11 protein-coding genes are annotated in these 13,582 nt (G+C 51.5%); 4 read left to right on the top strand and 7 right to left on the bottom strand.

From position 1 onward, the window contains the following. Positions 1 to 211: 211 nt before the first annotated feature. Positions 212 to 1,939 (bottom strand): methyl-accepting chemotaxis protein, encoded by a 1,728-nt coding sequence (locus tag MJB10_RS01630; RefSeq protein WP_314800999.1) that lies wholly within the window; start codon positions 1,937 to 1,939, stop codon positions 212 to 214. A gap of 231 nt (positions 1,940 to 2,170) precedes the next feature. Between MJB10_RS01630 and MJB10_RS01625 the strand changes: the two genes are divergently transcribed. After that, complete coding sequence (locus tag MJB10_RS01625; protein WP_314800997.1) at positions 2,171 to 2,800, top strand: glucosaminidase domain-containing protein; 630 nt, start codon at positions 2,171 to 2,173, stop codon at positions 2,798 to 2,800. 100 nt (positions 2,801 to 2,900) lie between these two features. Next, positions 2,901 to 3,539, top strand: coding sequence for a transmembrane-type terpene cyclase (locus MJB10_RS01620; RefSeq protein ID WP_314800996.1), 639 nt, complete (start codon positions 2,901 to 2,903; stop codon positions 3,537 to 3,539). 170 nt (positions 3,540 to 3,709) lie between these two features. Here MJB10_RS01620 and MJB10_RS01615 read toward each other — a convergent pair whose 3' ends face one another. Beyond that, positions 3,710 to 6,355 (bottom strand): adenylate/guanylate cyclase domain-containing protein, encoded by a 2,646-nt coding sequence (locus MJB10_RS01615; protein WP_314800993.1) that lies wholly within the window; start codon positions 6,353 to 6,355, stop codon positions 3,710 to 3,712. A 196-nt stretch (positions 6,356 to 6,551) separates the two neighbouring features. After that, complete coding sequence (locus MJB10_RS01610) at positions 6,552 to 7,043, bottom strand: CcdC protein domain-containing protein (protein WP_314800991.1); 492 nt, start codon at positions 7,041 to 7,043, stop codon at positions 6,552 to 6,554. 228 nt (positions 7,044 to 7,271) lie between these two features. On the opposite strand from MJB10_RS01610, the gene MJB10_RS01605 reads away from it, so the two are divergent. After that, positions 7,272 to 7,898 (top strand): transmembrane-type terpene cyclase, encoded by a 627-nt coding sequence (locus MJB10_RS01605; protein ID WP_314800988.1) that lies wholly within the window; start codon positions 7,272 to 7,274, stop codon positions 7,896 to 7,898. 266 nt (positions 7,899 to 8,164) lie between these two features. Next, on the top strand, positions 8,165 to 9,463 hold the full coding sequence (locus MJB10_RS01600) for an MDR family MFS transporter (RefSeq protein WP_314800985.1): 1,299 nt from the start codon (positions 8,165 to 8,167) through the stop codon (positions 9,461 to 9,463). A gap of 278 nt (positions 9,464 to 9,741) precedes the next feature. Here the strand turns inward: MJB10_RS01600 and MJB10_RS01595 are convergent, their stop codons facing one another. The 4 genes from MJB10_RS01595 to MJB10_RS01580 all read right to left on the bottom strand — a co-directional run bounded on the left by MJB10_RS01595 (position 9,742) and on the right by MJB10_RS01580 (position 13,435). After that, the gene (locus MJB10_RS01595) at positions 9,742 to 10,551 is read right to left on the bottom strand and encodes a thermonuclease family protein (protein ID WP_314800982.1); all 810 of its coding nucleotides are present in this window, start codon (positions 10,549 to 10,551) and stop codon (positions 9,742 to 9,744) included. Between the two features lie 343 nt (positions 10,552 to 10,894). Further along, the gene (locus MJB10_RS01590; RefSeq protein ID WP_314800977.1) at positions 10,895 to 11,098 is read right to left on the bottom strand and encodes a hypothetical protein; all 204 of its coding nucleotides are present in this window, start codon (positions 11,096 to 11,098) and stop codon (positions 10,895 to 10,897) included. 80 nt (positions 11,099 to 11,178) lie between these two features. Next, a complete protein-coding gene (locus tag MJB10_RS01585) occupies positions 11,179 to 12,759 on the bottom strand; it encodes a HAMP domain-containing sensor histidine kinase (protein ID WP_314800974.1) in 1,581 nt (526 codons plus the stop codon). Further along, positions 12,749 to 13,435, bottom strand: coding sequence for a response regulator transcription factor (locus MJB10_RS01580; RefSeq protein ID WP_314800972.1), 687 nt, complete (start codon positions 13,433 to 13,435; stop codon positions 12,749 to 12,751). Before MJB10_RS01580 ends, MJB10_RS01585 begins: the two co-directional genes overlap by 11 nt. Positions 13,436 to 13,582: the final 147 nt, after the last annotated feature.

The following is a 13,582-nucleotide window of genomic DNA, read 5'->3' as shown; positions in this document are numbered from 1 at the left end:
GGCAAATGTTGCGTAAACTAGCTAAGCAAGTGGAACCACTGGGTACTCAGATTACCTTAGCACCGATAAGACCACAGAGTGCTTATCTACCTCGAATCCAATGCTTCGCGCCATTTAGGACCTCCGCAGGTGCTTATTTCCACTGGCTGCCCCTCATTGTTCTCCAAAACCAAAGAGGGAGCCCCCATTATAGGAACACCCTCTTGTAGTTTTAGTTCATTTTGTACGTATTAATCATGTCCTGCAAATCTTGGGCAATGCTCGCGAGCATCTGCGAAGAGGATGTCACTTCCTGCGCGGAAGCCAGCTGCTCTTCGGTTGCGCCAGCAACGTTTTGCGATAGCTCGGAGGTGATTCGGGCCACCTGCTCCATGTTCGTCACAGTCGCAGCCACTTGCTGCGAGCTCGCTGCCATCTGCTGAGCAGCCGCTGCCGTTTCCTGGATCTTGGCGGCGACTTCCTCGGCGGAACGAACGATCGCTTGGAAGCTGAGCTCGGTCCGATCCACGGACTGAAGCCCTTTGTGCACCTCGGCGAGTCCAGCATCCATCGCTTTCACCGCCTCTTGCGTATCCTTCTGGATGTTCGTGACGACGGTACGGATGGCACCAACGGATTCCCCAGTTTGCGTAGCCAGCTTGCGAACTTCTTCCGCAACCACGGCAAAGCCTTTGCCGCTCTCTCCTGCACGCGCCGCTTCAATGGCCGCATTTAAGGCAAGCAGGTTCGTTTGGGTCGCGATCTCGCCGATCATCGTTGATACTTTGCCAATGTGCTGCGAATGCTCAGCCAGCTGATGAATCGTCTGATTCGCTTGCGTCACGGTGCTGCTCAGAGCATGCATGCTTGTTGTGACCAAATGAATGTCCTCTTGCCCATTCCGTGCTTGCTCTGTGGCATGGATGGACAGATCCGATACATCGGACGTTGTTTCCGCAATGCGCTGTACGCCAATCGCAATCTCATCCATCGCACGCGCACATTCCAGCGCATTCAGGCGCTGTGTTTCAGCTTCCGCTGCAATCGTCTGAATGTCGACCGCGACATGCTGGGAAGCCCCGCTATTTTGCTCCGAGCTGGCATATAACTGTTCGGACGATGCAGCTACCGCGCTCGATGATTCCTGCATACGGCTCATCACACCGCGGATTTGGCGCGTCATGCCGTTCACCGCACCCACCAACACGCCAATCTCGTCCTTATTCTTGAACCGCAGCTCCTCCACGGTCAGATCCCCTTCTGCCATGCGATCCAGCACGTGGGATGCGGCAATGACAGGTTTGGTAATGTTCATAATCATAACCCAGCTAATCGCCATGGACACTATGACCGCAACGGCCAACAAGATAATCGCGCTCACGATACTGCTTCGATACTGCTCCGCATTCGCAGCTACACTATCATTAGCCCCCTGCTGATTGAACGTTACCATGAGGCGGCAAATGTTTTGCACGCTGTTGTAGCTCTGGATCAGCTCATCGTACAGCTTGTCTTTCTCTTGAGAATCCGTTGCTTTGCTGAAGGAGGCGTAGTCGGTTTTCAACTTCCCCCAACGCTCCATAATCATTAAGAAGTTTTTCTCATCTTCCTGTCCTGACAGTGCATCTTGGTAGCTCTGCAGTGCTCTGTCACCTTTAACCAGTGTCGCTTCAATATCCAGCTTCGTCGCATTATCTGGGGCACTGCGCAACACCAGAAGATCCTTCGCGAAATGCTCTGTCAAATAGCTGAATTCCTGAATCAATTGCGAGCCCATCATCCAGTCCTGCGCAATACTCGCCATATCCTGTTTCATATGCTTCATTCGAACCATATCACTCAGCCCTAGAATGCCCATAAACAGCAGCACCACCGCGAAAGACCCGATCAATTTCTGACGTAATTTCATTTTAATCCCAATACGTTTACTCCAACCTAGCCATTTCTCTATTCCTTGCATGTGAATCCTCCGACCGTTCATTTTTATAATTTCTCTCTAACTCCTGATCCCAACCTATCATATCGGGCAAATGTGAAGAACATTCAATAGAAACTATTAACCACTTGTTAATTTTCTTAATAGATCCCCTTTTTCGTCACAAAACCGACAAACAGCCCGTACATTTTCAGGAAAAATGCATTAAATATAGTGCGTGGAAACTAGCAAACTAGGAAGGAGGCATGAATTGAAGTGGATCTGAAGTATTGGTGGGAAAGGGCAAAAACAGCGAGCGAGCAGGTCGGCTGGTTCCCTACTGTTATCCTTGCGCAATGGCAGCATGAAACGGGGGATTTTCGGAGTAACAACTTTGTAAAAAATAACAACATTGCAGGCCAAACCTGGCAGAACTATATGCCCGAAGCGATAAGAGGAACGGCACGTCCAGCGGCGGAAGGCGGCTACTATATCCGCTACGATGACCCTGTGACCGGGTATGTGGATTTTATTAAGAATAACGGCAGATATGCAGGCGTCAAATTAAAAACGACGGAAGAAGCACAGATTCGTGCGATTGCTGCAGCAGGCTGGGCCGTCGATCCGAACTATGCGGACAAGCTGATCCGCCGCCTGAAGGATAACGAGCAGCTTGGTTTTCGTTTAGCGACAGAGAAGGAGGAAGAAGATATGGCAAAACCTATGCAACTAGAGAACGACTGGCAGTGGAAAATGTTAAGCGATGCCCTCGATGGCTTGTATAAGAAAGGCGTCCTTACGGATCACCAATGGGCTGAAAAAGCGTACAACCACGCCCTCTCTCCTACGGAATTGGCTTGGCTGAATCTCATTGTCTATGCACGGCAAAATGGCATCAACGTCTAATCCAAATCCCCCAATAGCCCTATGGGCTGGCGAGGGATTTTTTCGTAGGGCCGTACATACACATGGAAGGAGACACCCTTGAAAGGATGTGCCTTCCACGATGGCGATGCAGCACCTTTTATCCGAGCAGATGGAGCTCTTTTTGCAAGTTGGACTAGCTGTTTTTTGGACAATCACTTATATCCTGATCATTATCCAGGGGTTCCAGGATAAGGCTAGCGGCTTGCCGCTGCCTGCCATTTGCGCTAACATTACGTGGGAGTTCCTGTTCGCGTTCGTGATGCCTTTTCACAAGGGGCAGATGATCATTTCGCTCATTTGGTTTCTGCTCGACTGCGTTATCCTGTTTCAAGCGGTCTACTATGCTGGGCGCCAGTATCCGCCTCGGCTGCTGCTGCCAGCGATCTTCTCGCTCCTCGTCATCTCCTTGCTGCTTCATGTCGGCATGGTCGTCGAATTCCATGATCCCATGGGCAAATATACCGCCTTCGGCATCAACCTGATGATGTCCGTCCTGTTCGTGGGGCTGCCCTTCAAGCAAGGACTGAAAGGCCAGTCCATTTATATCGCGTATTATAAAATGCTAGGCACCCTTTGCGCATCCGTTCTCTGCTACTCACTGTTTCCAGAGTCGTTGCTGCTCCTGCTGCTTTGTGTGCTGACGACCGCAGCGGATCTTGTGTATATTGGGGTGGTGCATCGGTTGGTTGCGCGGGGTGATGGGGTCGGCGTGAGATAGCGTGTGGGCGGGAATACATCCTCTGTTCCCGCCATCACCTGCGCCCGGCGCCATGTTTGGTTCAAACTAGCTAACGCACTTAATGCAAATATAAAAAAAGTGCCACAAATCCCAAAGGACATCGTGGCACTCACCAGCACTTTTCATGATTCACTCCACGAACCACTCAACTACCCCTCCGCAACCACGGCTCTCGCCCTAGCGATAGCCTCGTCATATCCAGCTTCTCGCCCGCTGCTCCAAGCAGCGGGCTGTTCGGTTTCTAATGCCGCCCAGATGTCGGCTGAAGATCGATGCAGCCAGACGTTCATACCACCTCCAATGGAGGTAGAAAGCTCCTTGTATGCGCCGCCTAGCCAAGCGGCAAGCTGAGCTTCACCCATGGCTTCGGCGATGAGCGAGACGCCGCCTAAGCCGCTTAGGGTACACATTTTGTCCGCTAACTCACAAGTCGTCACCATGCTTTCTCGATAGTAACGCTTCGCCTCATCCACACGTCCTTCATTCAAAGCCAATGACCCTAGCATGCGGAATAACGCTGCTTCTTCATGCGGATCGCCCAGCCGCCGGCACAGTTGCAAGCCTTCTTCGATGATAAGACGCGCCTCGGCATCCTGCGATTGGTTGACGAGTGCAATGGCTTTGAACCTCAGCAAGGAGGAGATTTGCCAGTCGGCATTCAGGCTTTTGAGAATCACATACGCTTGATCAAAAAGTGCCACCGCCTGCTGATATTGTCCTAAGACGTGGCAACCTAACGCCATATAATACAGCGCTTTTGCCTGCAAGGATGGCTCGCCGAGACTGTTTGCGAGAGACAACGCCTCTTGGATATACGCAATGGCTCGCTGCTGATCCACGAGATAAGTCATATTCACAGCCGTCAGGAGTGCATGGACTCGCGTATGAGGGAAGTCTCTGGATTGCGGTCCCTCCAACCAAATCTGCAGCCTGTCATGCCCTTCACGGGTAATTCCCAGCATCGACCAGAAGCTGTCGGTGGCGGAGATTAACCGCCCAGCCTGCTCCATCATGTTCGGCTGTGACGCGGCAGACTGCTGGCTCCAATCCATGGCTACCCGCAGATTAGACAATTCACGCGTCCATTCCTTCACTGTAGACCCTTGCATATGAGGGGTGTGCATGCCTCCAGCCGTATGCTCAATAAACGTCACATAGTACGCGCAAAATAACGCCATCCGCTCTTCCTGTTCGCCAGCTTCAAGCAATTTCTCCTGCCCATATTGTCGTATCGTCGTTAGGAGACGGTATCGAACCTCTCCATCGCGTCCTTCCGATTGGACGAGCGATTTATCAACGAGCTGGCTCAGGATATCGACGATTTCAAAGTCGTCCACACCGTCTCCGCTGCTTACCGCTTCAGCAGCCTCCAAAGAAAAGCTCCCCGCAAACACCGATAGGCGGCGCCAAAGCATGCGCTCTGACTCGTTCAACAGTTGGTAGCTCCAGTCCATCAAGGCACGCAGCGTTTGCTGGCGCGGGAGACGCGTCCTATCGCCGCCGCTAAGCAGGCGGAAGCTCTCGGCCAAGCGCGCGGCAATTTGTTCCACGCTGAGCGCTTTGACTCTTGCGGCAGCCAGTTCCAGCGCAAGCGGAATGCCATCAAGCCGAGCGCAGATGTCGGCCACAGCGGCGGCGTTTTGCTTCGTAACCGTGAAGCTGGCTTGTACCGCCTGAGCCCGATCGACGAACAGGCGAACCGCTTCGTATGCCAGGAGCTGCTCGACCGAGTGCTGCTCCTCCGGATTTGGCAAGGAAAGAGACGGAATCCGCCACAGCGTTTCCCCTGTGATCGTCAAGGGCTCTCGGCTCGTCACGATCATTTGCAACTGAGGACAGGTTTGGAGCAGATGAGCAGCTAACTGCGCGCTGGCGTCGATGAGGTGCTCGCAATTGTCTAGCACCAGTAACAACTTTTTGGTACCGAGGTACTCGATTAAAGCTTCTTTGATCGACTGCTGCTGGCCCTCCTTGAGGCCGAACACAGCCGCTACCGTTTGGTATAGCAAGCTTGGCTCTTGTATCGGTGCTAATTCAACCAACCAGACCCCGTCTGGGTAATTGGTCATCGCTTCATTTGCCAGCTGTATAGCTAAGCGCGTTTTGCCTGCGCCTCCTGGACCTAGTACCGAAAGCAAACGCGTGTGGGTTAGACGCTCATGCAGCTCACTTAATTCTTGCTCCCTGCCGATGAACGGAGTCACTTGGATCGGCAGCGGATTAACAGGTCCCTGCAAGGAGCGCAGCGGTGGGAACTCCTCCTTTAAGCCAGGGGACGTAAGTTGAAATACCTGTTCGGGCGTGGCAATATCCTTGAGCCGATGCGTCCCCAGATTGATGAGTTGCAGCTCTTGAGTCTCAAGCACCCTCGCCAACTCCACCGTCGCTGTTGAGACTACCACCTGCCCCCCATGCGCGATGGACCGAAGACGCGCACAGCGGTTGACAGTTACGCCGTAATAGTCGCCATCGCGCAGCTCCGCTTCACCCGAATGCACCGCCATGCGCACACAGATCGGCTGGGGGATCGGCCATGCGGTTTCAGCAAGCTTCTTTTGCACAGCCGCTGCGGCCTGCAACGCGTGAGAAGCCACCGTGAAGACGACGAAGAAGCTGTCGCCTTCACCACGATGTTTGACCACGATACCGCCATGCTCCTCGAAGTTCGTCGTTAATATCTCATCGTGCTGCCGCAGCGCCTCCTGCATCTCCACAGGGTGCGCCTCCCACAGTTTCGTACTTCCCTCAATATCTGTAAAAACGAACGTAACAATTCCTTGGGGTAAAGATGACATCCCGCTCGCACTCCCTTAGCTTTCCTCTATGAAATGTGTGTCTGCATCTAGTTATGATCCTCAAATTATATCAGAATCCTCCACCACTCGACACGATAATCGGAATGAAAACGTGAAAAGAGCACCCCTTGGGCACAATGTCATTTTAGCTTTCTTAATGACATTGGCCCCTCGGTGCCCTTATTATCATATACTGTTAGCTCGCGCTAACTTTACGGTATTTGAGAAAACTGCCGATCCGCCATACACAAATGTACAGATACGCCATAACCATCGTTAACACCGTGAATTCGGTGTAATCCAGGCTTTTGAAATACTGCGACAACACCACACGAAACGCGATGACCGCGACGATAACGTACTTAAAGTTTTTGTTAGGCTTCGAATAGACGAACCCGTCCTCCCGCTTCTCATACCCCGTATGGTACAACATAATGCTGCCAAGTCCTGCGCCGAGCACTATTGCACATAGAAACTCCCACCAAGCAGGGACATGGAACGGATGATTCGGAATATGCGTCAATGAGCTAATGCTGAGTCCAAAAACGATCAATAATAGGACCACTGGGACCAGCATCCCGCGTCCTTTAAAGCGAATCGGCTTCGCTCTACCACGCGTTCTTAACCAAATAACTAAAACAATAATAATAGCAGCGAACCCATAACCGATGAGGGTTTCAGCATTCATGTGAGATGTGCTCCTTTCAAATCTTCGTAGTTCAAAATTATACGTGCTATTTCCCCCCTTTTCCTCGGTCTGGAGACGGACATGTATTTTACCGCCTAAATGCGGTTGGAACTCAAGCCGAATACAGGCCACGCTCTTTTGTGCTTTTTTTCAACTGTAAAAAACATATCCTGCGCCGCGCCATCATATCGTCTACTATCCGTCAGTAAAGGGATGTGATGGCTTAACATGGACGATCTCTTTGCCCAGCAACTTGGACGTGTTCTGCAGCTTTCCTCAGGCGTATTTTGGACCATTGCGTATGTGCTCATGATTTACAAAAGCTTTCAAGATCGAAGACCAAGCATCCCGCTCGCAGCTTTGTGCGCCAATCTGACATGGCAGACAATTTTCACCTTCATTTATCCGATCGATGACCTGCAGATGCTGATTAACCTGGTGTGGCTTGCTTTGAACTTCATGATCATGCTGCAATATTTGGCTTACACAACGCACAGAAAACACAAGACGATTAGACTCCTGCTGTCGCTCGCTGCCGCGTTCCTAATTCACCTCAGCTTTACGGGAGAATTCCAGGATTTGCAGGGCAAGTATCTCGCGTTCGGAATGAATTTCATGATGTCGCTGCTGTTCATCGTCATGCTGCGCCAGCAAGGTACGCTTGGCCAATCCGTCGGGATCGGCGTGATGAAGTTTCTAGGATCGATGTGCGCTGCGATTATTTTTTACTACTTATTCCCCGATTCTCCGCTGCTGCTCGTTCTGTATGTCTTCATTATCATCCTCGACCTTACTTACATTATCATGCTGAAGCGACAAAAAAGGAGAGACGTCGGGTATATGTTTCGAAAATAAAAAATGACGGTCCTGGGCGTCCATCCCTGTACCGTCTTTTCTAATTTGATGGAACTCGCATCGCACTACTAATCAACGGCGGTCAACCGCACGCGGAAGGTGCTGCCCTCTCCCCCGACGGTCACGACCACAGGTGCGATTGGGTTAAATTTTGACACTAATGGAACTATTCATCTCTTAGCGGCCCTTGTATCGCATGGAAGATTGATAGTATGATAGGGGATGCTTAGCTCGAGCAACTAGAAACAACTAGAGGGATTAACGTCATGAAAATTAGAGATTGGGATTCAAATTTAAAAATCCGCCTCGGCGGAGAAACGGCTTTTAACGTCATTTTTTGGGCATTCTTTCCGTTTATGGCGATCTATTTCGCGGGCTCCTTCGGGAAAGGCTGGACGGGGATTTTACTCATTCTCTCGCAGACGCTTTCGGTCTTCGCCAATTTACTAGGGGGCTATTGTGCGGATCGCTTCGGACGAAAACGGATGATGATTATCGCAGCAACGGGCCAAGCTGTAGGTTACGGAGTATTCGCCTTGTCTGCCTCCCCTTGGTTGGCGCTGCCTTTTGTCAGCTTTCTCGGCTTCAGCTTTGCGAGCTTCTCAGGCTCGTTGTACTGGCCTGCCAGCCAAGCAATGGTGGCGGACGTTGTGGATGACGCGGATCGCGCTGGTGTATTCGCCGTCTTCTATACGGCAGCGAATATGGCCGTCGTTGTCGGTCCTTTGCTTGGTTCGCTGCTGTATACGGATAATCCGTATCTCGTCCTTGCAGCAGCTTCGGTCTTCTGCTTGGCGCTCGCGCTCTTCATGAGCCGGCGTCTCCACGAAACGATGCCGAAACAGCTCGCGGAGCAGCATCGTGCACGACGTGATCTGCCTTGGTACAAGGCGATCGCTGTGCAGTTCCGTGATTACCGCGTCATTGCGACGGATCGGGTATTTCTACTGTTCGTTATTGCGGGCATTCTGTTATCGCAAACCTTTATGCAGCTGGACTTGCTGTTCCCCGTTTTCCTGAAAGAGACCGTCTCCATGACGACGTTGCTTCACTTCCAGGACTGGCATTGGCAAGTGACGGGCACGCAGCTTTTCGGCGTCATCGTTTCCGAAAACGGCCTATTCGTAGCCCTTTTCACGGTCATCGTGACCAAATGGATGATGAAGTATCGCGACCGTTACGTGTTCATCGGCGGGTCGATTCTTTATGCGTTTGGTATGGTTCTTTTCTGCCAGATGTCGACGTTCATGGGCTTCACTCTTGCCATCGCCGTCTTCACACTGGCTGAACTGATGTCCGCTGGACCGCAGCAGGCCTTTGTTTCGAGGCTAGCTCCTGAGCATATTCGCGGCCAGTATTTTGCCGCTGCAAGCTTGCGGTATACGATCGGGCGGACGCTCGCGCCGTTGTCGATACCGATCAGCAGCTGGATCGGCTTCACGTGGACGTTCTGCCTGCTCGCCGCCATCGCCGCGTTGTCCGCTGTGATCTACCATCTGATGTTCAATCAGTATGAGCATCAGAGCGAGAGTACACTGAGTAGTGAAAATCGTGTAACTAGCTAATTGAGATGTTTGTAGGGCCTGTTGCAACCTGTATTTGATCATTGGTCAAATACAGGTTGTTTGGCGTGGATTGGGTATAAAGTGATGTAGTTTGGATGCGACGCGGAGACGGAACGTGGGTGTTCTATTTTGCCGATTTTCGTGGTTTTGAGCTTAAAACGTGGAAATAAGTTACTGACGTTCCGCGTGACGTGCCTTTTCGGCGATTTCGCCGCAAATAGCGATTCGTCGTTCGTTTAGCAAAGCGGGTGTCCCCGAGGACACCCCCTCCGCTGCACTTACTCGCAGGCCACGCCGTCGTTGTCCCCGTCCAGCTTGGCGCTGTAGCCAGGCTCGCCTCGGCGGATCTGCGAAACGCCGGCCGCCCTCGCTTCCGCGCACGAGTTGTAGCTCACGCCAGCCTTCGGCGCCGCGGTCGCAGCTGCGCCAGACTTAGCCACAGCCGTCGCTGATGGGCTCGGCTTCCCTGACGCAGCTCCCTCGTGAAAACCATCCTCCTGCGCGTAATTTTCCACGCTCCAGATGTTCACGCCCTTCTGCTGCGCCTTCTTCTGAATGTCGCGGAACTGATCGACATACTTCACATTAGGCGGATACACATACGCCACGCGGGCATAGCCATTTTCGAGCAGCAATTCGTTAAACATCTTATCGCCAATGTATAAATAGCATAGCAATCTGCCGTATTTATCCCGCTCCGACACATCCAATTCCAATTGGACGTCCTTGTCTGTGAGCATTTTTTTCGCATAGTTCGACGCTTCAATGGCAAAAGGCTGCACAGGCTTCTCAGGATCCACGCTTTCTGGTGTATCCACGAGCAGCAAGCGGATCGTTTCCTCTCTAACTTTTCCGCCCTCAGTATAAGACACCTTCATGGTGTCGCCATCGACGACCCGAACCACTTTCGCTGGAATACGCCGATTCGTCAGCGCCTCTGTTGTCGCCTTCGACGTTGCAGTTACCTTTGCAGCTTTAGGCGAAGCCGTTGCACTTTTCTCAGCCGATTCCTGCGAGCAGGAAGTAGCCAAGATCAAGAGGAGACAGCATATACTGGCTCTGATTATCTGTGTGATTTGAACATTCATAGGGGTACCTCCACGTTGTGACTGTTCTAAGATTGTTCATTGGCTCTGTTATGGATAGATACTTGAGACTTACTTTGTTCCCTCTGAAGTGAGTTAAGCCATGATTTCCGCTGCTTCCAGCAAATGATCCGCGCTATAATCAGGTTGGACTGCTACGGCCTGGACCATGACTACTATTCTCCATCTTGCATACCCCTTTTTCCAGGCAAGTGGAGATATTTTTGAAGCTACTCAAGTATATCCTGCCAGCCCCTTGTCAGTCATTAGCGTTTTTTTGATACCCTTATCCTCCTCCTTCCACCCAAAATAAAAAGCACCCTCACCAGGTGCCTTCCTACGATCCTTACAGGATCACGTCATATTTCGTATAAATATGGAACTTAATGTTGTGCATCATCGAGGCTAAATTGTTAATTCGCTCATTTTCCATTCGAACATAGTCATAGGATTGCATCTTGTCGAGCGCTTCTAATCGCTGCTTCGCCATCCAAATTTCTTCTACTTGTCTGCGCGTTTGAACTTTCGGACTTCTAGTTATTGTTGGCATATAGGCGAATCCCCCATCGTATTCGTGTCTTGTTTGTTGCTGTTAAGACCAGCATACGATGGACTTGTGTCAGGAATACGTCAAGATGCGTCAATTTTCAACAAGGTTAAGGTAAAAATGGATCCACTTGGACTGCTCTCACGCAAGAAAAGCTGACCTCGCTGCGCATGCGCCAACATGAGGCTGTACGGCAGCCCTAAGCCAAGCCCTCGGACCTTATGCTTTTTCCCCTGACCGCGGTAGAATCGTTCAAAAATGTACGGCTGCTCCTCAGGCGGAATGCCTTTCCCTTGGTCAGCGACATCGATGCCAATTTCCCGATCGCTGTAATCGTACAAGGAAATTCGCAACCCCCCTCGATTAGCACCCGCATGCAGGCTGTTATTCAACAGGTTAATGAGGATTTGCTGGATCCTCCCAGTGTCCCCCATGACGTCAAGCTCTTCCCGCGTGCTCTCTACTTGAATGTCCAACTGTTGCTGCTCTTCCTGCGCAATGCGCCATTGATATACGACTTCCCTAACAAATCGATGAAGCTCGATCGGCTCATTCGTAACGCGAAGCGCCCCCGTGGCAAAACCGTTGAAATCCAACAAATCCTCCACCATATTGTGCATCCGCTCGGCCTCTTTCAAGGAAAGTTGAATAAATTCCTCGCTTTCGGCGCCCTCGACAACTTTATCTTGCACGGCCTGCAAGAGCCCGCTGATTGAGGCGACCGGTGTTTTGAGCTCATGGGTGACGCCCGCGATCAGCAGGGTACGCAGCGACTCCAGTTGCTTCAAACGACCTGCCATATCTTGAAAAGTAGCCGTCAATTGCGCGACTTCCTGCTCTTGGCTATTGCTTTGGAAGCTGACGTCATAGTTGCCCAGCATGAGCTGTTTGGCGGCATCCGCCACTTCCTTGATCGGTTTAATTAGACGCCGCGTCAGCAGGTACATGACGATCCATCCGAGTAACCCCCCGCCTGTTAACAGCGTGTAGAGCATGGCATAATTGACATCGACATCCGCGATATCATGCTCTGGGAGACTCAAATAGACACCCCCCACGATCTTCTCCTCTTGCATAATCGGACTAGAAACCATGTAAATGCTGACGCCTTCGGTATCCCGCTTCTTCACGTACTCCGTTGTTTGCGGCAGCTTGCCATCGAACATTTCTTCAGGCGGCCCTTGTCGAGGCCGCTCACCATTCGGTCCTCCGCCATCTCGCGGCGGACCGCCATCATTTGGCGGCTGCCCGCGATCACCCTGCGGCGCGCCTTGGCCAATCTTCGGCGGCAGGTCATTTGGCGGCGGCTGATTGCCTCCTTGTCTACCCTGCTGCATATCGTTAATCTCTGGTGTAGGAAAAATAATTCGCTGATCCGCCGATTTGATATGTGCCCTAATCGGATTCTTGAACGATAAATCCCGCTGAAGATTCGCTAGCATCGCCGAAATTTCATTCGTCGCAATGAATTCGCCTTTACTATTTACTACCTGCTCCGCCATACGCACGGCAATATGTTCGACCGTCGCAATCCGATCCTGCCGTGTCACATACTGCAGCCACTGTACGGCAATGAAACCAACGATGAAGATGCCAATGAGCATTGAAATCAAATACGTACGCGACCAAACCTGCAGCAGCGTGAGCCGCTTTTTATTTGTCATGAACATGGAATTGGTACCCCATTCGGTGCATAGTTCGAATCTCTCCTTCGCTCGTCGGCCAGTTCTCGAGCGCTTTGCGGATGCGTTTGACGACCAAATCGACCGCTCGGTCGCTGCCGTCATAGTCCATACCCCATACGGTATCCAACAAATGTTCGCGTGTGAACACCTGATTCGGATTTTCCGCAAGCAGCATGAGCACAGATAAATCGCGCGGTGTAAGCACAACCTTCGCACCATTCAGATATACATCGTGGGACTGGAAGTCGATCTTGAGTGAGCCGTATTGGCGCACATGTCTTCTCTCCATCACATTGGAGAACCGACGCAGCACTGCGTTCACACGCGCTACAACCTCGGCACCCACGAAAGGTTTGGTCATATAATCATCTGCGCCAAGATTCAGTCCCGTGAGCTTCTTCTCCGTTTCGGACAAGGCTGTCAGCATGATGACGGGACACACGCTTTTATCACGAATATAGGTCAAGATCTCCCAGCCATCCATACCAGGCAAATGCACATCGAGCAGCACCAGATGCGGCTGAACGCGGTCGAACACCTCGGTGGCCTCAGCTCCATTGTGTACCGTGATGACTTCGTACTGCTCCTTCTGCAAATAGGCGGCAATGACGCGGGCGATCGCGATTTCATCTTCAACGATCAATACTTTTCTCAACATATTCTCTCCTTTATCGACATCAATCGGCAACATTTGCTACTTATATTCCACGCGTAGAGCCCTATCTCCTTGTCCACCTGGTATGGTAACGACGGCTCTGACAAGCCCAGTATAGCAGGAAAACATGTCAGAGAGATGTCAGTA

Origin of the sequence: Paenibacillus sp. MBLB1832, assembly GCF_032271945.1 — a bacterium.
In the GTDB taxonomy this organism is placed as follows: Bacteria; Bacillota; Bacilli; order Paenibacillales; family NBRC-103111; genus Paenibacillus_E; species Paenibacillus_E roseopurpureus.
The sequence above is the reverse complement of the archived record's forward strand: the minus strand, read 5'-3'. Positions and strand labels throughout refer to the sequence as shown.